General features: G+C 61.3%; 17 protein-coding genes and 2 pseudogenes. 8 read left to right on the top strand and 11 right to left on the bottom strand.

Features of this window, described 5'->3' with window-relative positions; genetic code table 11:
- Window positions 1–166 precede the first annotated feature (166 nt).
- Both ASD80_RS18535 and ASD80_RS13525 read right to left on the bottom strand, forming a co-directional pair.
- Window positions 167–636: pseudogene (locus ASD80_RS18535) on the bottom strand (transposase); the annotation flags it as partial.
- Between the two features lie 102 nt (window positions 637–738).
- A complete protein-coding gene (locus ASD80_RS13525; protein WP_056233697.1) occupies window positions 739–2,400 on the bottom strand; it encodes a Na/Pi cotransporter family protein in 1,662 nt (553 codons plus the stop codon).
- A gap of 188 nt (window positions 2,401–2,588) precedes the next feature.
- Here ASD80_RS13525 and ASD80_RS13520 point away from each other — a divergent pair, with 188 nt between their 5' ends.
- Window positions 2,589–3,620 carry a LacI family DNA-binding transcriptional regulator gene (locus ASD80_RS13520; RefSeq protein WP_056233695.1) on the top strand — a complete coding sequence of 344 codons (1,032 nt, stop codon included), beginning with the start codon at window positions 2,589–2,591 and terminating at the stop codon, window positions 3,618–3,620.
- On the opposite strand, the gene ASD80_RS13515 is transcribed toward ASD80_RS13520, so the two are convergent.
- The 8 genes from ASD80_RS13515 to ASD80_RS13480 form a co-directional block, all read right to left on the bottom strand.
- A complete protein-coding gene (locus ASD80_RS13515) occupies window positions 3,553–5,187 on the bottom strand; it encodes a metallophosphoesterase family protein (protein ID WP_056233694.1) in 1,635 nt (544 codons plus the stop codon). The genes ASD80_RS13520 and ASD80_RS13515 overlap by 68 nt on opposite strands.
- Complete coding sequence (locus ASD80_RS13510) at window positions 5,187–5,804, bottom strand: dual specificity protein phosphatase family protein (protein ID WP_056233936.1); 618 nt, start codon at window positions 5,802–5,804, stop codon at window positions 5,187–5,189. Before ASD80_RS13510 ends, ASD80_RS13515 begins: the two co-directional genes overlap by 1 nt.
- Window positions 5,805–5,835: 31 nt before the next feature.
- Complete coding sequence (locus tag ASD80_RS13505) at window positions 5,836–6,687, bottom strand: inositol monophosphatase family protein (protein WP_056233933.1); 852 nt, start codon at window positions 6,685–6,687, stop codon at window positions 5,836–5,838.
- A 40-nt stretch (window positions 6,688–6,727) separates the two neighbouring features.
- A complete protein-coding gene (locus ASD80_RS13500) occupies window positions 6,728–7,594 on the bottom strand; it encodes an inositol monophosphatase family protein (protein WP_056233692.1) in 867 nt (288 codons plus the stop codon).
- 72 nt (window positions 7,595–7,666) lie between these two features.
- Window positions 7,667–8,764, bottom strand: coding sequence for an ABC transporter substrate-binding protein (locus tag ASD80_RS13495; protein WP_244489006.1), 1,098 nt, complete (start codon window positions 8,762–8,764; stop codon window positions 7,667–7,669).
- A 79-nt stretch (window positions 8,765–8,843) separates the two neighbouring features.
- Entirely contained in the window at window positions 8,844–9,938 is a 1,095-nt protein-coding gene (locus ASD80_RS13490) for an ABC transporter substrate-binding protein (RefSeq protein WP_056233688.1), read from the bottom strand.
- Between the two features lie 102 nt (window positions 9,939–10,040).
- Entirely contained in the window at window positions 10,041–11,216 is a 1,176-nt protein-coding gene (locus ASD80_RS13485) for an ABC transporter ATP-binding protein (protein ID WP_056233686.1), read from the bottom strand.
- 1 nt (window position 11,217) lies between these two features.
- Window positions 11,218–12,969, bottom strand: coding sequence for an ABC transporter permease (locus ASD80_RS13480; RefSeq protein ID WP_244489013.1), 1,752 nt, complete (start codon window positions 12,967–12,969; stop codon window positions 11,218–11,220).
- Between the two features lie 391 nt (window positions 12,970–13,360).
- On the opposite strand from ASD80_RS13480, the gene ASD80_RS13475 reads away from it, so the two are divergent.
- The 7 genes from ASD80_RS13475 to iolG all read left to right on the top strand — a co-directional run bounded on the left by ASD80_RS13475 (window position 13,361) and on the right by iolG (window position 21,964).
- Window positions 13,361–14,695, top strand: coding sequence for a phytase (locus ASD80_RS13475; protein WP_162247364.1), 1,335 nt, complete (start codon window positions 13,361–13,363; stop codon window positions 14,693–14,695).
- 49 nt (window positions 14,696–14,744) lie between these two features.
- The gene (locus tag ASD80_RS13470; protein ID WP_082555279.1) at window positions 14,745–15,224 is read left to right on the top strand and encodes an NUDIX hydrolase; all 480 of its coding nucleotides are present in this window, start codon (window positions 14,745–14,747) and stop codon (window positions 15,222–15,224) included.
- Window positions 15,225–15,309: 85 nt separating this feature from the next.
- Window positions 15,310–17,244: a bifunctional 5-dehydro-2-deoxygluconokinase/5-dehydro-2-deoxyphosphogluconate aldolase gene (locus ASD80_RS13465; RefSeq protein WP_056233680.1), complete on the top strand. Its 1,935-nt coding sequence runs from the start codon at window positions 15,310–15,312 to the stop codon at window positions 17,242–17,244.
- A 24-nt stretch (window positions 17,245–17,268) separates the two neighbouring features.
- Window positions 17,269–19,113 (top strand): 3D-(3,5/4)-trihydroxycyclohexane-1,2-dione acylhydrolase (decyclizing), encoded by a 1,845-nt coding sequence (iolD, locus tag ASD80_RS13460; RefSeq protein ID WP_056233678.1) that lies wholly within the window; start codon window positions 17,269–17,271, stop codon window positions 19,111–19,113.
- Window positions 19,114–19,141: 28 nt separating this feature from the next.
- The gene (iolE, locus tag ASD80_RS13455) at window positions 19,142–20,059 is read left to right on the top strand and encodes a myo-inosose-2 dehydratase (RefSeq protein ID WP_056233676.1); all 918 of its coding nucleotides are present in this window, start codon (window positions 19,142–19,144) and stop codon (window positions 20,057–20,059) included.
- A gap of 44 nt (window positions 20,060–20,103) precedes the next feature.
- The gene (gene iolB / locus ASD80_RS13450) at window positions 20,104–20,904 is read left to right on the top strand and encodes a 5-deoxy-glucuronate isomerase (RefSeq protein ID WP_056233674.1); all 801 of its coding nucleotides are present in this window, start codon (window positions 20,104–20,106) and stop codon (window positions 20,902–20,904) included.
- A 31-nt stretch (window positions 20,905–20,935) separates the two neighbouring features.
- A complete protein-coding gene (iolG, locus tag ASD80_RS13445; RefSeq protein WP_056233671.1) occupies window positions 20,936–21,964 on the top strand; it encodes an inositol 2-dehydrogenase in 1,029 nt (342 codons plus the stop codon).
- Window positions 21,965–22,036: 72 nt separating this feature from the next.
- On the opposite strand, the pseudogene ASD80_RS13440 reads toward iolG, so the two are convergent.
- A pseudogene (locus tag ASD80_RS13440) lies at window positions 22,037–22,349 on the bottom strand (aldehyde dehydrogenase family protein); the annotation flags it as partial.
- Window positions 22,350–22,461: the final 112 nt, after the last annotated feature.

Here is a 22,461-nt window from a genome sequence, read left to right as displayed (position 1 = left end):
CCATCTCCTCGCCAAAGCGAGCATAGAGCGAGAGGTCGGCCGGTCTCATCTCGGTGCCGATAACCGCATTGAAATGAGACCCAGGGGGCCACCAACTAGGGAATTTTCAAAGCCCACTTTTGCGGAGAATTGCAGTGCCGGGCGCAATGTAGTGCCAGTCGATCTACCGGTCCTGCGACCAGCGCAGGATGGCCATGCTGGTGAACTCGGTGCCGTTGTCGCTGACCACCGTCTATGGCCGACCGCGTCGGGCGATGATGGCGTCGAGCTCGCGCGCCACCCGTCGGCCAGACAGCGATGTATCGGCAACCAGGGCCACCCCATGCACCAGGCAGGCTTGAGCCACCGCATCTCGCTTCGCGGCGGGCGCTACCATTTTTTTGCCGCGACATCCTTGAGGATGGCGTTGTCCAGCATCGCCTCGGCCAGCAGCTTCTTGAGCCGGGCGTTCTCGTCCTCCAAAGCCTTCAGCCGCCGGGCATCGGACACCTCCAGCCCGCCATACTTGGCCTTCCACTTGTAGAAGGTGGCACTGCTGATCCCATGCTTGCGGCACAGATCGGCCGTCCCAAGCCCAGCCTCCTGCTCCTTCAATATCGAAATGATCTGCTCTTCGTTGAACCTGCTGCGCTTCATCCGATCGTCCTTTTGTGACGTCGGACTCTACCAAAATCTGGAGGAGATCTAGGGGCTCAGGTCAAGTCCCCCCCAATCGTGATGCCTTCGCTGAATTGGCAGCTAGGGCGCTGTCCGGTCCGGCAGGGACAATAGTCTGCTTGATGTCGTATGCCCCGTCTGCTCGAGGACAGATGCCGCAACCGAGGCAAAATGGGCGTTGATGCGCTTCAAGTCCCGCAGCATATCGAGGTGCAGGGAACTCGTTTCCAACGCTTCGGAACGTCGCTCACGGACGCGTTGAAGATGCTGCGTAGAGGACTCCGCTTCGAGACGCCTGACTTCCACTTTCGCCAGGGCCAGGCGGGTGGCCAAATCCTCGTCCCTGGTCAGGAACACAGACTGTGAAAGCTGAAGATTTTCCAGGGTCTTCTCAAAGAGGGCTCTCAGTTCCGCCAAGCCTTCCGACGAGAAGGACAGGTGACCCGCGGACTTCTTCATGGCGAGTTCACATAATCCGATATGGATGATATCACCCGCATGTTCGAGATTGATCGCGTAGGAGACGATCTCGTCCGACCTTAGACGGTCCTCGTCGTCAAGTTCGGCCGGATTTAGCTTCGCCAGGTAGAACTTGATCGCCTCCTGGGACGCATCGACCTGGTCCTCGAGCGTAGACAGATGGACCCTCAGCTCTGGATCATTGCTGATCAAGCCACGTAGGCTTGCTTCGAGCATCTGCTTCACCAGGTCACCCACCTTGAGTGCCTCCCGGGCCGCGCCGACCAGCGCGAGCGCGGGCGTAGTGAGCGCACTCTCGTCGAGATAGCTGCCAGAGCTTTCAGACGTCTTCGCCTTGGGCAACAGCATCCCGGCCAGATGGTAGATCGGGCCGATGACAGGCAAGAATACTAGAAGCAATGCCACGTTGAAGATCAGATGGATCGCGACGGCGATCATGTCAATGTCGGGAAGAATGCCTTCCATGGCCCGCACGAATGGGGCCGCGACGAGCATCAAGGCCACTGAACCGATGGCCCGCACAATCAGATTTGCAGTTGCAAGACGCCGTGCTTCCGGGCCGTCGTTGAATACCGCCAGCCAGGGCGGCACCGCCCCGCCCAGGTTCGCCCCCGCAACAAGAAAAACGACAAGCAGGGCAGAAATGACCCCGCCTTGAAACAGCAGCGAAGCAAAAAGGACGACCGCTAGGCTCGACGACGAAATAAACGCCAGCAAAGCCGCGAAGATTACGGCCAAGACTGGCGCCTCGCCCAACGCCGCCAGTAGATCGATGACCACCTCCGAGTTGCGCATGGGCTCGGTCACATTGGCCATGAGGCGAAGCGCGACCAGCATCAACCCCAGCCCAAGCAATGCCCTTCCGATACCCTTCCCTGCCGCCAATTTGCTTCTGGTACTGATTGCCACGCCCACCAGGATCATGGCGGACCCGAACCAATGGACGTCCAGGGAGAGGACCAGTGCCGCGATGGCAGTCCCGACATTGGCGCCTAACATGACCGCCTGGCCCATCTTGGGATTGATGAGCCCACGACTGGCGAAAGAAGCGGTGACCACAGCGGTGGCAGTGCTGGATTGCATCGCGATGGTGGCAAGAAGCCCCGCAAAGGCAGCGTTTACCCGATTGCCTGTCCCCCGCCGAATCCACTGCCTGAGAGACGCACCGAATGCCCTCAATATCCCCGTCTTGATGAGGCGCAGACCCCAAATCAGGAGTGCGCCAGCGCCGAGCAGGTCAATCAGTTGTACGGTGGATGCCATAGGGATCTACTCTCGAGATGCCGAACAAGCCGATGCCTTGCACGCGCGTGCAATTTTGCCCTCTAAGTCGCTGGGGGTCAAGAACTAAAGTTGATTCAGGATCAGAAATTTCGTAGCCTTCATTCATGGTTGGCAAGAGCCTATCTTGCAGGCGAAACTGCACAGCAGTGCAATCTAGAGTGACTTCAATGGAAATACGCGAGCGAAGCTTCGTCACTGCGGAAGAGGTTGCCAAACTCGCAGGCGTATCGAGATCCGCCGTTTCCCGCACGTTCACCGATGGGGCAAGCGTGTCACCGGGAACCCGTAAGAAGGTACTGCAGGCGGCAGAGACCCTAGGCTATCATGTCAACCACCTGGCACGCGGCCTCTCGCACGAGAGGAGCAACATCATCTGCCTCGTGGTGTCGGATGTTTCGACCCCGTATCAGGCTCAAATGATCGACATCGTGACCAAGAAGCTCCAATCCGTGGGCAAGATCGCGATGGTCATCAATACCATCGGCAGTACGGAAGAGGTTGCGGCCGCCATGCGGCAAACAGTGAACTATCGTGCTGAGGCCGTCATCGTCCTCTCCGGTACTCCCTCGCCTTCCCTGATTGCTACCTGCCTGTCCAATGGTCAACGCGTTATCCTGATCAACCGTGACGACCAGTTGAGCGGGCCCACGAATATCGTTGTCCAAAACGGTCAGGCAGGCAGAGAGGCATATCAACTTCTCAAGAGGGCGGGCTGCGCGAGAATTGCTGTCGTAAGCTCCACCGCCGGCACACCAAGTCTGATGGCCCGAGAGACGGCTTTCATTGCGGCAGCCCGTGAGGACGGGCGAGACACCCAAGTCATGCGTACAGGTCCCACGGGTTACGCCACTGGTGCGGAGGCTGCTCGGCAGCTTTTCAGCCGAACCTCTGCCCCAGACGGCATCTTCTGCATCACCGACCTGCTGGCAATGGGTTGCATGGACGTTGCTCGTGACGAATTCGGCATCGTCGTGCCGGACGAGTTGAGCATCATCGGCTTTGATAATATCGAGCAGGCATCCTGGATTGCCTACAACCTCACGACGTTTAGCCAGCCCCTTGGTGCCATCGCCGAGCACATTGCCTCGCTTTTGGTCGCCGGCGGCTCAAGCGCCGCGGCGAACGAGACCGTCAGTTTTCACCCAGTTCCAGTGTGGCGTCGTTCTGTTCGCCCAAGGATGCCACGCTCCGGGGAGTGACCCCTGCATCGGCCAACTGAACTGAAACGGTCATGTCGCGATCGGCAAGGTAACTTCCCATCATCATCATAAAGAGTCGAAACGCCGATGCCGCGCTGCCGGCAGGAAAGGTGGCCCCTGCGTAATGTCCTGCCAGGTTCCGGTAGAGATCTAAGCAGGGTTCGCCGATCAGGTGATGAGCCAGAGGACCGGCCCGACGCAGACGGTACCAGTCCCCGACGACCTCCTGCAACGGACGGGACCCCCAGGGGCCCGGATCCAGGCCGAATGGTGCGGCCATATCCGCAATAGTTGATGATGAAAACGTCTGCGCAATATTCCGTGGCCACTCGCGTCCGAGGTAGCGCTCGACCGCAAGTCTGCCCTGTTGATTGCTCAGGAACCCGGCATAATCGTCAACCGCAACTACCGAGGCAGCAGCAGATCCGGCGAATGCTATCTCGGATTCATATGCCTGCTTGGCGATATCAAACCCAGGCACACCTCCGAGGGAGACTGTCTCGATATCGGCGCGATCTTCCTCAAGCCGAACAATCTTGTAGGCCGCTGGCAACGCAACGATCGACGGCACCGCGACATTTACCAACCCTGCTCCCGCTGATGTCCCATCAACGTGCCAATGCCCGCTGAAATGCAGCCGCGCGCCTGTCCCCGCAAAGCGCTGGCTGGTCGCCTTCGAGGGCATTCTGGCCAACAGATCGGAGGTGCCGAGGAGATCATGTTCTTGTGCAGGATCACTGCTGAGCGGGGGCAGCACCGGGTAGTGCGAGAATACGACCAGCCGCTTCCCCGATGCCTCCGACCTCGCCACCACCGACGACAGCCAGTCGAGCAGATAGGGCTTGTGCAGCACGGCCGCGTTCCACCCAGCGTCGGAACAATCGATCGCGCCGTCGGGGACGCTTGCATCTGGTATCCATACATTTGCATCCAACGAAAGCAGCCATAGGCCGTCTGTCGGTTCGACGAGGTAGGATGCGTCAAACATCGAACCGCCCTGCCCCGTACCCAGCCCTGACAATTCGGCAAGCCGTGACTGGGGATCATCCTCCGTTCCGAATGGGGTCTCCCACAGGAGATCGCCTTCCTGGCGCATAAAGCCAAGGTTCGCGAAGGCGCCAATGAACGCCCGATAGCCGCCGCAATGCATGGCGTTCGAAACCACGTCGGCTGGGTCGCTCGCATCGCTGCTTACGTGATAGGTGGAGCCATCGGGGCGCAGGAAGGCTTTCCTGCGGTGGCGGCCGCTGATCGCAAACAGGTCGTGGTTGCCCACACATGCAAAGAACCGCAGTCCATGTCGATCCTCGTATTCACTCAGGATCCGGCGGGCGCAGGCAACGGCATAATCCTGGCCATCGTCCGTCAGGTCTCCGACCAGGATGACGTACGAAATGCCCCTGCGAACGAGGTCATCAAGGGCGGCGCGAAACGCCGGCACGCTTTCGTTGAAAACACGCGTTGACCCGACTGTTTGCGAAAGCGTTCGGAATGCACCCGAGCCGTCGCCAAGCGGATCGTATGACGTGTCATGCAGGTGTGGGTCGGCAATAATGGCAAGACGCATCAGCGCACTTGCTGCAGGTCTGCCTCGATGTGGCTTATCCACGTGGACGCTCGACGGGCGGCCTCGATCAGCACCGGCTTGGGCGCCTCAAACCATTCATCCGGCCGCAATTCGCGCTGGGTACGCACATGGTTCAATGCGTCATCCAGCGTGGGAAAGCGATCTGGCACCGTATGATGGAGAAACAGTGACACCAGGACAACCGACCGGCTCCGACCGCCTCGGCAATTCACCAGCACATTGCCGCGTTCGCGCCTCGGATAAGAGGCCCTGTCCGGCAGGATCTGCTGGAACGCTCCCTGCAGGAGGTAATAGCCGGCCAGCATCATTGTCTCTGGATTGCCCGGCCCGTCGATGAGGCCTAGCTTGTAATAGCGTATTGCCCCGGAGCCATGACCGACTTGGCTCTGACTGGCTTCCACTTGTGTGTCAGTGACGAAGTTGAAGTCCAGGTTCACGGCGCAATTCACGACCGTGGTGATGCGGTTGGCCTGCAGGAGCTCGACGTCGCTTGCTCCGTCGCTCCCGCTTATGAACACATCAACGCCGTAGGGCGGGACATTCTCTAGTATCCGGCTAATGCGCGGACGATCGTAACGAGGCGCGTTGGAGGTCATATCTGGGCTCTGGCTTTCAACTAAGGGCATCTCAGGCTTGGACCCCAAGACCCGCGAATGCTCGACGTAGGCCCAGGTCGATACGAGTTGCTTCGCTCATCAATTCCGCCAGCGCGGGCGCCACTGCCAAAACCGCTCCTCCCTTGGAAAGTCCATCCCGTTCAAGGAACGGCACAACGACACCTCCCGCCTCCTCCACCAGGAGCAGTCCCGCCAGGCAATCCCAGGGCTGCATATGCAGCTCGGCATAACAGTCGGAGCGACCATCGGCAACGTAGGCCAGAGCCAGAGCACCAGAGGCCCCACGCCTGACATTGGCCCCACAATTCAGAAGCCTCTCCAGGGTGTCTACGTAGACATCCTGGGGCACACGTCGCGACCATCCCAGTTCAACGCAGGCGACGGCGGGATCGGCGGTTATGGCCACTCGAATGGGAACCCCATTCAGTTCGGCCCCTCCACCGCGCCGAGCTATGTAAAGCTCGTCCAATGCCGGATTGTATATTGCGCCAAGCATTGTGCGACCGCGAGATACAAAAGCGATCGAGATGCAGAAGTGGGGGATGGCTCGTGCAAAATTGGCTGTTCCATCGATAGGATCGACAACCCACAGATTGTCGCCCAACACCTCTGATCCGGTTTCCTCACCGAGGAAGCCGTCTCGCGGAAAGGCGGCTGAGATCTGGGACTTTATGTGGTTTTCCACCGCGGAGTCGGTTTCCGTCAGGAAGTCCTGGGGACCCTTGTAAGCAATTTGGCTTTGCGTCCGGCGAACGAAGCCGACGCGCGCCAATGCACCCGCACTTGCGGCCAGTCCACGCAGGAACTCCACGCGCTCATCGAGATCAACGGCGGGAGCTGGTCCGGCCAATGCTGCGGTCATTTCGTGATGGTCCATTCTTGTTGGTCAGGTTGCGCGGATATCAGCGCGACAATTGGCGTCGTTCGGAGATGTCGGTGGCGACGCTATCGAGCGTTGGGTACCTGCCGCCGTCACCAATAGCGACGTAGCCGGGGCAAAGATGAGCGGCAGAGCCAGGTGCCACCTTGCCCAAAGGCAGCGGGCGATAGCTGCCGCCCGCGTTTCTGAGGATCAGCACGGCGGCGGTCACATCCCAGGGATTGCAGCCAAACCCGACCGCGGCGTCGGCCCAGCCAGCCGCGACATGCGCGATGCTGAGTGCCGCGCTGCCGGGGCGGCGCAGGGTGGAGAACGTTTCGGCCAATTCCCCAAAGCTGGCGAGAGCGCGTTCCTTTCCGTCCAACCGGAAGTCGCGTGCCACGGGGTACCCCGTGATCAGGGTGGCGTGACTTTCATCCGGGCAAGCGGCGGACCGAAGCACCTGCCCGTTCAGCCAGGCTCCGGTGAGATCGGCAGAAAACAGGTGGCCGGCGACCGGGTCATAGATGACGCCGGCAACGACCCGGTCGTCTATCACCGCACCGATGGACACACACCAGAAGGCGAGGCCACGAGCAAAATTGGAGGTTCCGTCGATGGGGTCCACAAACCACTGCACGCGACCGGAGCCGACACTGCCCCCCTCTTCACCCAGAAGGGTAGAATCCGGCTCCGTCTTGAGGATGTAGTCCCGTATCGTCGCTTCGGACTGCTTGTCATGCACCGTCACGATGTCGTGCAGGTCCACCTTGTAGTCCACCGCCATCGTGGAACGGAACGCGGCGCGAAGCGGCGCGCCAACCAAGGTGGCGGCCTCTTTTGCGATGTGCATGAGCCGGGCGGACTCCGCGAGATGTTGGTCGTCAGGCGCTGGACTGAGCAAGGTCATGATATTTCCAGAGGGTTGATGTGGCGTCCCCCGCTCGCGGGGGACGCCTAGTACAGCGGTGGGAGCCCGCCGTTATTTGGAGTAGTTGATCGTCCAGAGGTCCTGCCAATCCTGGCGGGTCTCCCAGTCGTCAAAGCCGGTCGACAAGTCGTAGGGGAAGAGGGCGTCGAGATGCTGGGCGAGGCCGGAGGGCTCGTCGTCGGGAATCTGGACTTCAGTATTGGTGGAAATCTTGCCGTCGGCCATCTGTGGGGCAATGCCCTCTTCGGTCAGCACATAGTGCACGAACAGCCGGGCCGCGTTGGGGCTATCCGTTTTGGAGGAGATCAGCGCCAGCTTATTGTACGTCCAGCCGACCCACGGCTTGATGTCTTCGCACAGGCCCAGCTTGTAGCCCTTGTCCTCGTTGTCACGGAACTTGGCCGAGCTCATCAGTCCGAAGAACGGCTCGGCCTGTCCGGGAGCGCCGACAGCTTCCGACGCCGGATCGTCGCCATCGGTCAGCAGCGGTGCATTTGCCGCGAGCGCCTTCAGCCACTGCTTGGTGGCGCTTTCGGAGCTGGTATCCAGCTCGGTGCCGAAATGCTCCTTGTAGGCAGCGGCGAGTTCAGCATCCCCGTGCTTTTCCATCTGGTTGAACCAGTCGGTGTAGGTGCCCTTGGTCAGGGGATCGACAAAGGCGACCTTGCCGCGCCATTCCGGCTCCGTCAGCTCCCACACATTGGAAACCGGGCAGGTCTCGTTAACCTCGGTGTTGTACGTCCAGACGTTCGCATTCGTCGAGACGGTCAGCGGGTTGCGGAACTTGGCGGGAATATTGTCGGTCAGATCATTGGGCACCCAGCTTTCAACGAATCCCTGAGGGATCAGCTGAGACAGCGCCGCGGGGGCATCGGTAATCATCACCACGTCGGCAACAACATTGTTTGCCTGGTTTTCCCGAATGATCATCTCGAGCTGGCTGTTTGCCGAGACCTTCTGCCCGGTCGCCTGGACACCATATTTGGCGGTGAAGGCCTCGGCCATGTCGACGATCTTGCCGGTGCTGTCATAGATGGTAATCGGCGGCTCGCCCTTCGCGGCCTCGATTATGGCATCCAGGTTGAATTCCTGGGCCGCAACCGGCAGCGCCAGGGCGGCAAAGCAGGTGCCGAGAAGCAGATGTTTCATCATTGTAGTCTCCTCCAATGTGCCACTCATTTTGTGGCATCGATCCCGCTGGTGCGGTATGGGTTTGTCGGGGCCTTGATCAACGCACGTAGTTCAGTTGCCAGAAGTCCTGCCAGTCCTGCCGGGTCTCCCAATCCTCGATGACGGTCGACATGTCGTAGGCGAGAAGCTGGTCCCAGGCTTCCGCGATGCCCGACGGCTCCCCTTCAGGCAGACCAACGTCCTTGTTGGACGACATCTTGCCGTCCTGCGCCTGGGGCGCGATCCCCTCTTCGGTCATCACGTAGCGCAGGAAGAGACGGGCTGCGTTTGGACTGTCGGTACCCGATGCGATCAGGCCGACCCCTGCATTGGTGAAGCCGATCCAGGGCTCCATCCCCTTGCAGAGACCCAGATGAAAGCCGCTCGCCTCGTTTTCGCGGAACTTGGCGGCACTGACCAGGGCAATAAAGGGCTCGGTCTGCCCGGGCGCCGCCGCCGCTTCCGAAGCGGCATTGTCGGAGGACGTCATTAGCGGCGAGTTTCCAGCCAGCGCCTTGATAAAGGCTCGCGTGGGCGTCTCGTCGCTATCCAGCGGCCTGCCGAAATGGGCTTCGTAAGCCGCTTCCAGATCGTCATTGCCATGCGCCTCCATCTGGCTGAACCAGTCGGTATAGACCGTCTTGCCAAGCGGGTCCTCGAAGGCGACCCTGCCCTTCCATTCGGGCTCGGTGAGTTCCCAGATATTGGCGATGGGACACGCGTCGAAAAGTTCGGTATTGTAGGCCCATACAACCGGCATGGTCACGACGACCAGGGGGTCCTGATAGCCCAGCTCGACCTTGTCGACGAGGTCCGGCGCCAGCCAGCTGCCAGCGAAACCCTGCGGAACGAGCTGCCCGACGGCCGCCGGGGCGTCGGAGATGATCACGACGTCGGCCTGCACATTTCCTGCCATGGCCTCGCGCAGGACCAGCTCAAGCTGTTCGGAGGCTTTCGCCTTTGTGCCGGTGGCCTGCAGCCCGTATTCTTCGGCGAAGTTCTCCGCCATTTCGACAATCTTGCCGGTGCTGTCGTAGACATTGATGGGCGGCTCGGCCCGGGCCGCTTCGATCATCGCATCGAGATCGAATTCCTGAGCCGCACCCGGCAGCGCAAAAGCCGCGAAACTGACGCTCATCAGCAGAAATTTCATTGAATTGTTCACTCGTTCCTCCTCGGTGGAAGCGCCTTTGAGGCGCTTGTTCCGCGTCTGCGGATTGATTTGAATGCTCGATATTCACTTGACGGAGAGGGGTTATCCTGCGGACGCAGTCAGCCCCTTAATTGTTGAGACCGCTGCGATCTTTCGTTCGGGCCGGAGCAGCCGATCGGCTTCCTCCATGCGTCGGCCCGCTGGGTCGAAGACGTGAAGCGCCTTGGACTCGGCCCACACGGTAACCGGTGTTCCCGATGTCGTTTCAGGGGGTTGATGGGTGGTCAGGAAGAACGTTCCATCAGCGCATTGCAGTTCGAGAATCCAGCTGCCGCCGGTGGGTAGGACACCCGACACATTCCCCTCAACCGCAAAGGCCCCATCGGGAACCGATTGCCCGATCTCGCTGATGTGCAGGGCTTCCGGGCGAATGCCTACCGAGCCCACCGAGACCAGCGCGCCGAACCGGTTGCGGAGATAGGCGGACATTGCCGTAGCCGGACCCGAGAGCGTCTCGGCGGATACCTCGAGGATGTTGATCGGCGGGCTGCCGACGAATTCGGCCACGAACCGGTTGGCCGGACGTTCATAGATGTCATCGGGGGTCCCCATCTGCTGCAGGGTGCCCTCGTTCATGACCGCGATGGTGGTGGCCAGGGTCATGGCTTCCCATTGATCGTGGGTCACGAAGACGATCGTGGTCTTGAAGGCGGCATGGAGCGCCTTCAGTTCAGCCCGCATTTCCAGGCGCAGCCGCGCGTCGAGGTTGGACAGCGGTTCATCGAGCAGCAGCACGTTCGGATTGACGGCCAGCATCCGCGCGAGTGCCACGCGCTGCTGCTGCCCCCCCGACAACTGAGAGGGGTAGCGATGCCGGTACTTCTCGATATCAAGCACCTTCATGACGGCATTCACGCGCTGCTCGCGCTCTGCCTTCGGAACCTTGCGCAGCCGCAGTCCGAAATCGGTATTCCGCTCGATCGTCAGGTGCGGCCAGAGCGCGTAGCTCTGGAATACCAGGCCCAGCTGGCGCTGTTCGGGCGGCACGAAAATGCCCTTCCCCACTGAATCGACCACGCGGTCGCCGATCCGGATTTCGCCACCCGACAGGTTCTCCAGGCCGGCAATCATCCTGAGGGTGGTGGTCTTGCCGCAACCGGAGGGGCCGAGCAGGCACATGAATTCGCCGTCGCCGATCTCCAGGTTCAGGTCGGACACCGCATTGGCCGTCTGGCCGCCGTAGCTTTTGTGCGCGCCGCGCAACTCGATATTCGGCATGTCAGCCTCCCAGCCCTTCGGCGATATTGGTTTTGGTTAGTTTCTGGGCCGCCACGGTGCCGAAATAGGCCATGGCAGCAATGATCAGCACCACGCCGTTGGCGGCTTGCGTGTAGTGATAGTCGACGAGGCGCAGAGAGAAGGTGGTGAGGACGTCGGTGGAGGGAACTGCGAGGATGACGAAAAGGCTCAGCCCCTTGATCCCGGAAATGAACGGCAGCAGCACGCCGGTGACGAGCGAGCCCTTTTGGATGGGAATGACCACGCTCACCATGCGCCGAAACCAGCCGGCACCGGCGATTTGGGCCGCCTCTTCGGGGTCCTTGCCGAGTTGCATCATCGCCGAGATGCCCGCGCGGGAGGCGTAGGGCATCTGGTCCGCCATCAGGGCCAGGATTAGTATCCACACCGTTCCATAAAGGGCCGGAACGGGGCCGCGCGCCACGGCGAACAACGAGAGATAGGCAGCGGCGAAGGCGATCCCCGGAACGAGATAGGGCAGAAAGGTCACCTGGCGGAGAAACGTCGATAGCGGGCGGAACGGGGTGCGCACGACAACGTAGCCCACCAGCAGCCCGAAAATTCCCGACGTGATCGATGCGCTTCCGACAATCCACAGCGTGTTCCATGCCGCCGCCCAAAGGTCTGGGCTGAGCAGGATTCCGGTGCGCAGCGCGACTGTTTCAAGGTCGCTGCCGATCCAGTAGTCCAGCGTGAAATTGTCGAGCGCGAAGTTGGCCGGCTGCCGCATGACCGTTGACAGCACAAGCGTCAGGATCGGCATGCAGACGCTCAGCACGAAGATTGCCGCGGCGAAGAGGGTCAGCGGCCAGCGCCAGGCGCCGAGCCTGCTCAGCCGGTTCATCGTGCCTTTCGAACCAATAGTCACGAAGCGACGGGCTTCCCGGACCAGCTTGGCGTCGATCATCAGGGTGACCACGCCGATGAGCATGATCGACCCGGCGATGACGGCGCCTACGCCGGTCTGACGGGACGCGATGTTGCGGAAGAGCGACGTGGAAAGTACCTCGAATTTCACCGGCAAGCCCAGCACATAGGGCACGCCGAACTCACCGAGGCACTTGGCGAAGATCAGGATGATCGCGGAAAGCAGGGCCGGCCGCATCAAGGGGAGAATTATCTGCCAGGCGACCTGATAAGATCTGGCCCCCAGGATGCGCGCGGAATCTTCGAGTTGGGAGTCGAACCGCCTCAGCGCACTGCCAAAGAGCAGGATGATGAACGGCGTATAGTGCAGCGCCAGGATGATGGTGATCGGTACGCGCCCATAGGCCAGCCAGTCCGGCGGCGCGAAGCCGAGGGCTTCCAACCAACCAGGCTGGCCGCCGACCGTGCGGTTCTTGAAAAGCGTCGTCCAGGCTAACGCGAAGGTCCATGCCGGAAGCATGTAGGGGACAATCAAAGCCGTGGCGAACCAGCGGCGGGCGAACATGTCGGTGCGGCTCAACAGCCAAGCCAGCGGCGTGCCGATGACCATGGCGATGGCAATGGCGCCGGCCGCCACCGTCAGCGTGTTCGCCAGCGGCTCCCAGAACAGATCACGGGAAATCGCGGAGAAGAAGGTCCGGTTCAGATAGTAGAATGTCCAGCTGGCGGTCTCGAGCGCCGTGCGGCGCTCGTCGCCGAACTGAACCGTCGCCGCCTGCACCAGCATGGACAGGATCGGCACGAGGATCAGATAGGTGAAGATCAGCGCCATGACGACGCCCAGCAGCGAAGTGGGCTCGCGCATCGCGACCCGCAGCCGGTATTTCAGCAAAGTTCGCCTGCTAGGACGAGGCTGAGCCTCGCTCTTCGAAATAACGTCCGATGCTGGAGCGACATAACTCATCGCCTAACTCCCGCCCCGGCTTGGGGGCCGCATTGGCCACGCTGGTGGGTGATCACCGTAAAACTCCTCCATCAAAACTCGGCGCTTCCATCCATGCACCCAGCACCGTCCGCGGCAATCTTCACAGAACGAAGAAGCACGTCAACCCTAAATCTGAAATTTATTGCACGTGCGTGCATTCGCCTTGGTTCCTGCTTTTAGCTAACATAATCGTTGACAATCAAAGATCAGCAGCTATTTTTGCACGCGGTTGCACTGAAGAGTGCGGATCGTGAAAAGGGAGGATAGTGCATTGTTACGATTCCATAAGAAGATCGGCACCAGTCATGTGGCGCTGCTGGCACTCGCCTGCGCGCTGACGCCCGCCGTGTCGGCCACCGCTGAGGACTACGTGGTCCATGAAGTGGCGCCGAGCGTGCAGACCCAGGCGGTAACCGACGCCGATGATGCCGACGCCGACGATCCCGCCATCTATGTCAATGCCGAGGACGTCGCCAAGAGCCTGTTCATCACCGCCGTCAAGACCGGCGGGATCCGGGTGTACGGCTTCGATGGCGCGCTTATCCAGGCGATCGCCGCTGAAGAAGACGGTCGCATCAACAATGTCGACATCATTTATGGCTTCCCGCTGAGCGATGGCGCCAGTGCCGATCTCGTCATTGCCGCCGACCGCGGGCTAGACATCATCCGTATCTATCAAATCGGCACCGACCGCGAGGCACCCCTCACCGAGATCACCGCAGCAGATGCCGGTCGCGCCTTCCCCAGGCGGCCCACGGCTGATGGCGCTCAGGAAGACAATCCTGTCGATGACCAAGCAACCGTTTATGGTTTGACCGCCTGGCACGACAAGGCCTCCGAAAAGGCCTGGGTGGTCGGCACGCAGCGACACCAGCCGGTGGTTGGCGTCTTCGCGCTGGAAGCGCGTGAGAATGGCACAGTCGCGGCCGTGTTCGATCACGCCTTCAGCGCTCCAACCGAGCATGACGGGCAGGATCTTTGGAAGGAGAGCGAGGACGATGTGCTGGCCGATTTCAGCCCGCAGTTCGAAGGGGTGGTGATCGACCGCGCCACTGGTACGGTTTATGCCGGCCAGGAGGATGTCGGCATCTGGACAGTGCCCGTTACTGGCGGCGATCCGGTCCTTGCCTACGCGACGCGGGGATCCTCGTCCTCCAGCTTCTTTAATGCCGACAGCGTCATCACCCGCGACGTGGAAGGCCTCTCGATCTACTACGCCGAAAGTGGTGCGCGCTATCTGCTCGCGTCCAGCCAGGGCAGCGCCCACGGCGAAGCCCCGGTGTTCAGCGACGTCCCCTATGACGACAGTTTCGCCGTTTTCAACATCGGCGAGGGGGAGCTCGACCTTCTCGGCTCGTTCAGGGTGGCGGCAGCCGGCGACATCGACGCAGTTCAGGAGAGCGATGGCGACGACGTGATCTCGGTGGCCCTGCCAGGCTTCCCCAATGGCGTCTTCATCACGCAGGATGGTTATGCTGGCGACCTCAACGATCTGGACGGGGAATTCGCTGCCACCAATTTCAAGTTGGTGGATTGGGCGTTGATCGCCAACTCCTTCGATCCCCCGCTCGAAGTTACCCCAAGTGGTTGGGATCCCAGGCAGTAGGCATGTCTACAGCCAGCCCTATCGCGCCAACAGGTGACCGTAGACGGCCATGACCGGGTCGAACCGTGAGCCAAAGGCGCGAGCGCCCGACCGAAAGGCGTCGCCACTCTGTGAACAGGTGGCGGCGCTGCCTTGGCGCCAAGACGAAAGTGGGGCCGTCTTGGTGCTCCTCATCACCTCGCGCCGGAATGGCAAGTGGATGCTTCCCAAGGGCTGGCCGATGGCGGGTCGGTCTGATCCGGAAGCCGCCCAGGTGGAAGCGATGCAAGAGGCGGGCATCGTCGGTTCAGTGTCGGCAGCCCCGATGGGATCGTTCCGATCGTTCAAGCTCTTTGACGACGGACAGTCCAAACCTGCTCAGACCCTGGTCTACGCGTTGCACGTCACCAAAGAACTGAACAAGTGGAAGGAAAAGGGGCAGCGCCAGAGAAAGTGGTTCACCCCGGGTGAAGCGGCCAGCATTGTCTTCGAGCCTGATCTCGCCAGACTGTTGCAGGGTTTGGCTGCCGGGCGGGTGCCTCTAAGTTAGAGCCTGTCGCTGGCGGCGACGCAACTCTCTTCCCCTCCTACTCGCGCGAGAAGCGCGGTCAAAGCATATGAAAAGGCCGGCTTGGATGAATACGGATCGCAATCCCCGAGACAAAGACCTCGATATCATCACCATCGGCCGAGCCTCGGTCGATCTTTATGGTCAGCAGATCGGAACGCCCCTCGAAGACATCGGCACTTTTGCCAAGTCAGTCGGCGGCTGTCCGGCCAACATCGCGGTGGGTACGGCACGGCTGGGGCTGAAATCGGCGCTGATCACTCGTGTTGGTAACGAGCAGATGGGGCGCTTCATCCGCGAGCAACTCGGACGCGAGGGCGTGGAGACGGCGGGCGTCCACACCGACACGGATCGTCTCACCGCGCTGGTCCTGCTTTCCGTGCAGGGCGAAGGTCTGTCCCCCATGATCTTCTACCGCACCGACTGTGCGGACATGGCGCTGGACGAGAGCGACATCGACGAGAGCTTCATTGCTTCGGCGCGCGCCATCGTCGTCACTGGCACCCATTTTTCCCGCGCCCACAGCGAGGCGGCCCAGCGCAAGGCTATCCTGGTAGCCAAGGTGGCAGGGACGCGTGTCGCGTTCGACCTTGACTATCGGCCCAATCTTTGGGGGCTGGGCGGGCACGAAGCCGGCTTCGAGCGCTACGTCGCGTCTGACATCGTGTCGACAATATACAAATCGGTGCTCGCGGATTGCGACCTTCTCGTCGGCACCGAGGAGGAGGTCTTGATCGCATCGGGCGAGAAGGACATCGCATCGGCGCTGCGCACGATCCGGGAAATTTCGTCGGCGGTGATCGTGCTCAAGCGCGGCGCCATGGGTTGCATCGTCTATGATGGCCCCATACCGGACGTACTGGAAGAGGGCATAGTCGGCGCTGGCTTTCCCATCGAGGTCTACAACGTCCTGGGCGCGGGCGATGCTTTTATGTCCGGATTTCTTCGCGGCTGGTTGCGGGATAAGCCCCTTGCGACCTGCGCCAGCTGGGCCAACGCCTGCGGCGCCTTCGCGGTGTCGCGGCTTCTCTGCGCCCCCGAGTATCCCACCTGGGCGGAATTGAGCCACTTCCTTGACCAGGGCAGTCCGGAGCGGGCCTTGCGCAAGGACGCGACGCTCAACCATCTTCATTGGGCAACGACGCGCCGCCGCGATATCCCGCAATTGATGGCCCTGGCCATCGATCATCGCAGTCAACTCGAAGAGCTTGCCGGTGATGACCGAGACAAGCTCGCCCGCCTGCCCAGGTTCAAGGCCTTGGCGGTCGAGGCCGCTGCACGCATCGCTAATGGCCGGGCTGGGTTCGGCATGCTGCTCGACGACAAATACGGGCGCGATGCGCTGTTCAAGGCAGCTACCCTTCCCCAGTTCTGGGTGGCCCGGCCGATCGAGCAGCCCGGATCGCGTCCCCTCCAGTTTGAATTCACCCAGGATGTGGGTTCGCGCCTGGTCGAGTGGCCGGTCGACCACTGCATCAAGGTGTTGTGCTTCTACCACCCCGATGACCCAGCCGCGCTCAAAGCCGAGCAGATCGCCAAGCTGCGGTCTGCCTATGATGCCGCGCGCGGCATCGGCCGGGAGCTGCTGGTCGAAATCATCGCCAGCAAGCATGGTTCGGTCGGAGACAAGACGATCTCGCAGGCGCTGAGGGATGTCTATGATGCGGGGATCAAGCCCGATTGGTGGAAGCTGGAGGCACAGCCAAGTGCGGCCGCCTGGGGCCAAATCGACAGCGTAATTGAAGCGCGCGACCCCTTGTGCAGGGGTGTCGTGCTGCTCGGACTCGAAGCACCGCAAGACCAGCTCGAGGCCGGGTTCCGCATGGCCAGGCAGTCGCGGAGCGTGCGCGGCTTTGCCGTTGGACGCACGATCTTTGCCGATGCGGCGCGCCGCTGGCTGGTTGGCGAGATCGGTGACGATGCGGCAATCGACGACATGGCGCGTCGGTTTGGGGCCTTGGTCGATATCTGGCTCCGCCTTGGTGAAAAAGTAGCTGCCTGAATGGCCCGTACGGAGAGAATTGGAATGAGCGCAACGATCCGGCTGACGATGGCACAGGCAGTCGCCCGCTTCCTGGCAGCCCAAAAAACGGTGATCGATGGCGAAACGGTTCCGATCTTTGGAGGGATGTTCGCCATCTTCGGCCACGGCAACGTCGCTGGCATGGGCGAGGCGCTCTATGCGGTGCGCGAGAAGCTGCCGACCTATCGCGCCCAATCCGAACAGGGCATGGCCAATGCAGCGGTTGCCTTCGCCAAGGCAAGCTTCCGCCGCCGATTCATGGCCTGCACCAGCTCCATCGGGCCTGGGGCGCTCAACATGATCACTTCGGCGGCGCTGGCACACGTCAACCGCCTGCCTGTCCTGTTGCTGCCGGGCGACGTCTTTGCCAACCGGCTTCCCGACCCAGTGTTGCAACAGGTGGAAGACTGGGGCGATGGCACCGTCTCGGCCAATGACGCCTTTCGTCCGGTAAGCCGCTATTTCGACCGGATCACCCGGCCCGAACAAATCATACCCGCGCTCCGACGCGCCATGCAGGTGCTTACCGACCCGGCCGAATGCGGACCGGTGACATTGTCGCTCTGCCAGGACGTGCAAGCCGAAGCCTATGACTATCCTGATAGCTTTTTCTCCGAGAAGATATGGGTTCCGCGCCGCCCTATGCCGGACCCCGATGAGCTCGCCCATGCTGCGGCGGCGCTGAAACTGGCCAAAAAACCTGTGATCATTGCCGGTGGTGGGGTGCTTTACTCAGAGGCTGCGGAAACTCTCGCCGCGTTTGCGACCGAGCACAACATACCGGTGATGGAGACCCAGGCCGGCAAGAGCGCCCTGCCCCATTCCCATCCCATGAACATGGGCAGCGTCGGGGTGACTGGCTCCTCGGCCTCAAATGCCCTGGCCGAAGAGGCCGATGTGGTGCTTGCCGTCGGCACGCGCCTCCAGGATTTCACCACCGGGTCCTGGGCACTGTTCAAGAACCAAGGTTTCAAGATCATCGGGCTCAACGTGCAGCCCTTCGATGCGGGCAAGCACGGTAGTCTGCCGCTGGTGGCTGACGTCCGGGTTGGGCTGGAGGCCCTTTCGGCCGCTCTGACAGGGTGGAGTGTTGACGCAGCTTGGGCAGAAAAGGCGCATGACGGCCGAGCCGACTGGCTCAAGGCTGTTGCTGCCGCAACCGCTGCGGCCAACGCCCCCCTCCCCTCCGACGCCCATGTCATTGGGGCGGTGCAACGGGTGCGTCCAACTGCAACCGTGGTTTGCGCCGCGGGTGGCCTCCCCGGCGAGCTTCACAAGCTGTGGCAGGCAAGCGAACCGGGCAGCTACCACATGGAATATGGCTTCTCCACCATGGGATACGAGATCGCGGGCGGCCTTGGCGTCAAGCTGGCACGCCCTCAAGCCGATGTCGTCGTCATGGTCGGGGATGGCAGCTACATGATGCTCAACTCCGAAATCGCCAGCTCCATCATGCTGGGCGCCAAGCTCACGATCGTCCTGCTCGATAATGCCGGATATGGCTGCATCAACCGCCTGCAGATGGCCACCGGCGGCGCCAACTTCAACAATCTGCTCAAGGATACGCACCACGTGACCTTGCCCGGCATCGACTTTGCCGCCCATGCCGCCGCCATGGGAGCGGCCAGCCGCAAGGTCGCTTCGATCGCCGAACTGCAGACCGCGCTGGCGGAAACAGCCGACATCGATCGGACCACTGTAATCGTCATCGATACCGACCCTCTGCCGACGACAGAGGCGGGCGGGCATTGGTGGGATGTCGCCGTGCCCGAGGTGAGCGAGCGTCCGCAAGTCAATGCAGCTCGTCAAAATTATGTCGCCGCTCTGCAGGCGCAGCGCATCGGCTGATCTGACGAAGGCTATGAGGAGAAAGATGATGAAGGCAAAGCTCGGGATGTCGCCGATTGCCTGGTGGAACGACGATCTGGCGGAATTGAGCGACGACGTTTCGCTGGAGGAATGCCTGCGCCAGTCACGCTCCGCGGGGTTTACGGGCATGGAAAAGGGGCGCCGCTTCCCCGATGATCCGGACATCATGCTGCCCATCCTCAAGGCGGCCGACGTCACTCTGTGCGGCGGCTGGTTTTCCGGAACGCTGGTGGATGAGGATATCTCAGCCAATCAGGATCGTATCCAACCCATGATCGACCTGTTCAAGGCGGTAGATGCCCCCTGCATAGTCTATGGGGAAGTGGGCCGCTCGATCCAGGGCGACCGATCAAAGCCGCTCGCGAGCAAGCCCAGGCTTTCCGACGATGAGATGAAGGCCTATGCGGTGAAGGTCACCCGGTTTGGGGAATGGTGTGCCGACCAGGGCATGCCTTTGTCCTATCACCATCACATGGCGGCCGTGGTGGAGACCGAACCCGAACTCGACGCCTTCATGAACCACTCCGGCCCCGGCATTCCGCTGCTGCTCGACGCGGGGCACCTCGCTTTCGCCGGTGGGGACGTGCTGCGCGCCATCGACAATCATCACGCGCGGATCAACCACGTGCATGTCAGGGATATCCGCCGCTCGGTGGTCGAAAGTCTCGATCGCGGCAAGCAAAGCTTTCTCGATGCAGTCGCCCTGGGCGCTTTTACCGTACCAGGCGACGGCTCGCTCGATTTTGGCGCCATTGTTCAAGCCTTGGCTGACTATGGCTACGAAGGCTGGTTTGTGGTCGAGGCGGAACAGGATCCGCGCGCCAATCCACCCCTGCGCATGGCCCAGGTCGGGCATGCCGAGCTGATGCAGGTCATGACCGCTGCAGACTACACGGTGGAAACACAAGGCTTTCCCACCCACTGATCGCCGCGACCGGCGACTGGACTTCCACTCACTGGAGACACACCGTGTCCAAAACCGATCTCAGAATCCGCCCGCAAGGGATCAACGGCAAGGTGCATGACGTAACCCCTGCCTCGGCCGGCTGGGCCCATGTGGGCTTCGCCCTGCATCGGCTTGAGAGCGGCGAAGGCGCGGCCGGGGAAGCTGGGGAGCGAGAGCTTTGCCTCGTCCTCGTTTCCGGCAAGGGGCGCTTCAAAGTCGATGGCGTGGATTTCGGCGAGCTTGGCGAACGCATGAGCCCCTTCGAGGGCGCGCCATGGGCTCTCTATGTGCCTGCCGGCAGCGCCTGGACAGCGGAGGCGACGAGCGGCCTCGAACTCGCGGTATGCTCCGCACCGGGAGGCGGCAGTTTCAGGGCCAGGGTCATCGCCCCAGGCACGCACAAGCAACTAACCCGCGGCAAAAGCGCCAATATCCGCAACGTCAACAACATTATGCCCGAGGACGACGGCGCCGCCAACGCGCTGCTGGTGGTGGAAGTTATCACCCCTCAGGGAAACACGTCTTCCTATCCTCCACACAAGCATGACCGGGACGATCTTCCGCGCGAAAGCCAACTGGAAGAGACCTACTATCACCGGCTCAATCCGCCCCAGGGTTTTGCCATGCAGCGGGTCTATACCGACGACGGCAGCCTCGATGAGGCCCTGGTGATAGAAGATGGCGACGTGACGCTGGTGCCCCGCGGCTATCACCCCGTCGCGACCGTTGCGGGATACGACCTCTATTATCTCAACGTCATGGCCGGCCCGCAGCGGATCTGGAAATTCCACAACGCGCCCGAGCACGAGTGGCTGTTGGGGTGAACACAATGACGATTCAAGGGAAGATCAATCGATGAGTGTACGTTTCGGATTATTGGGCGCTGGCCGCATCGGCAAAGTGCACGCCAAGGCCATTTTTGCCAACCCCGCCGCCCAGCTGGTGGCAGTCGCCGATGCGATCGGCAAGGCGGCCACGGATCTGGCGGCACAATATGGCTGCGCCGTTCGCAGCGCCGAGGACATCGTCTCAGGCGACGATATCGATGCGGTAGTTATCTGTACCCCCACCGATACCCACGCCGATCTGATCGAGCAGTTGTCACGTGCCGGCAAAGCCATCTTTTGTGAAAAGCCCATCGATCTCAATCTGGGGCGGGTCAAGCAGTGCCTCGCCGTGGTGGATGCCGAGGGCGCCACGCTGATGGTCGGCTTCAACCGGCGGTTTGATCCGCACTTCATGGCGGTCAAGCAGGTTATCGAAAATGGTGAAATCGGCGCCATCGAAATGGTAACCATTGTCTCGCGCGATCCCGGTGCGCCTTCTGTCGACTATATCAAGCGTTCCGGCGGCATTTTCCGCGACATGACCATTCATGATTTCGACATGGCGCGCTTCCTGCTCGACGAAGAAATCGACACCGTCACCGCTCAGGCCTCGGTGCTGGTCGACCCCGCCATCGGGGAAGCCGGGGATTTCGACAGCGCATCGGTGATGCTGTCAACCGCTTCGGGCAGGCATGCAACCATCTCCAATTCGCGACGGGCGAGCTATGGCTACGACCAGCGCATCGAGGTGCATGGCTCCAAGGGCGCGGTATCGGCAGAAAATCAGCGCCCGGTATCGATCGAGGTCGCCAATGGCTCCGGCTACACCCGACCGCCGCTGCACGACTTTTTCATGACCCGCTATACGGAGGCCTATGCCCACGAGATCAGCGCCTTTATCGATGCCGTCCAGAGCAAGGCGCCTGCGCAGCCGAGCGGCATCGACGGACTTGTTGCCCTGGCGCTGGCCGATGCTGCCCTGATCTCGGTGCGCGACGGCCGCGCCGTGAAAGTCAGTGAAGTCACTGGCCCCCTGGCAGACGGGTCGGTATTTTAGGGCCGCTGGTCACGCCTCACTCGGCTGGCTGATTGGAAACGGGCCCGAAAGGGCCCGTTTTTAGTGGTAAATCTATTTGTGCCGGCCCGTGCCCCTATGGAGCTGGGGTGCCGTAAGTGGCATCTGGAACTCAGCGCCTTCCTTGATGCCGCTTGGCCAGCGGGCCGTGACCGTCTTGGTGCGTGTCCAGAACTTGATGGAGTCCATTCCATGCTGGTTGAGATCGCCAAAGGCGCTCGCCTTCCTGCCACCGAAGCTGTGATAGGCCAGCGGCAGCGGCACCGGGACGTTCACGCCCACCCACATTTACCCGCGAGGCGAAATTGCGGGCGATATCTCCATCGCGCGTAAAAATGGCGGTGCCGTTCCCATAAGGATTGTTCATCGTCAACTCGAGCTGACCTGAGCCCCAAGTTCCCTCCGGTTTTGAGGAGAGTCCTTAGGTTGATGTTTGGCCCTATGCGGCCTGTATTTCCAGTGCCGTTTGCACGACGAAC

The sequence above is a fragment of the Devosia sp. Root635 genome, from assembly GCF_001427605.1.
Classification (GTDB): domain Bacteria; phylum Pseudomonadota; class Alphaproteobacteria; order Rhizobiales; family Devosiaceae; genus Devosia.
Note: the sequence above shows the minus strand (reverse complement) of the source record. Positions and strands in the feature narration are given on the sequence as shown.

Excerpts from the sequence above, each read along its gene's own strand:
- ASD80_RS13515 (WP_056233694.1), bottom strand. The coding sequence starts at position 5,187 with ATGCGTCTTGCCATTATTGCCGACCCACACCTGCATGACACGTCATAC.
- iolD (WP_056233678.1), top strand. The coding sequence starts at position 17,269 with ATGAGCGCAACGATCCGGCTGACGATGGCACAGGCAGTCGCCCGCTTC.
- ASD80_RS13480 (WP_244489013.1), bottom strand. The coding sequence starts at position 12,969 with ATGCGCGAGCCCACTTCGCTGCTGGGCGTCGTCATGGCGCTGATCTTC.
- ASD80_RS13490 (WP_056233688.1), bottom strand. The coding sequence starts at position 9,938 with ATGAAATTTCTGCTGATGAGCGTCAGTTTCGCGGCTTTTGCGCTGCCG.
- ASD80_RS13470 (WP_082555279.1), top strand. The coding sequence starts at position 14,745 with ATGACCGGGTCGAACCGTGAGCCAAAGGCGCGAGCGCCCGACCGAAAG.
- iolE (WP_056233676.1), top strand. The coding sequence starts at position 19,142 with ATGAAGGCAAAGCTCGGGATGTCGCCGATTGCCTGGTGGAACGACGAT.
- ASD80_RS13525 (WP_056233697.1), bottom strand. The coding sequence starts at position 2,400 with ATGGCATCCACCGTACAACTGATTGACCTGCTCGGCGCTGGCGCACTC.
- ASD80_RS13520 (WP_056233695.1), top strand. The coding sequence starts at position 2,589 with ATGGAAATACGCGAGCGAAGCTTCGTCACTGCGGAAGAGGTTGCCAAA.
- ASD80_RS13465 (WP_056233680.1), top strand. The coding sequence starts at position 15,310 with ATGAATACGGATCGCAATCCCCGAGACAAAGACCTCGATATCATCACC.
- ASD80_RS13485 (WP_056233686.1), bottom strand. The coding sequence starts at position 11,216 with ATGCCGAATATCGAGTTGCGCGGCGCGCACAAAAGCTACGGCGGCCAG.
- ASD80_RS13510 (WP_056233936.1), bottom strand. The coding sequence starts at position 5,804 with ATGACCTCCAACGCGCCTCGTTACGATCGTCCGCGCATTAGCCGGATA.
- iolG (WP_056233671.1), top strand. The coding sequence starts at position 20,936 with ATGAGTGTACGTTTCGGATTATTGGGCGCTGGCCGCATCGGCAAAGTG.
- ASD80_RS13495 (WP_244489006.1), bottom strand. The coding sequence starts at position 8,764 with ATGAAACATCTGCTTCTCGGCACCTGCTTTGCCGCCCTGGCGCTGCCG.
- ASD80_RS13505 (WP_056233933.1), bottom strand. The coding sequence starts at position 6,687 with ATGACCGCAGCATTGGCCGGACCAGCTCCCGCCGTTGATCTCGATGAG.
- ASD80_RS13500 (WP_056233692.1), bottom strand. The coding sequence starts at position 7,594 with ATGACCTTGCTCAGTCCAGCGCCTGACGACCAACATCTCGCGGAGTCC.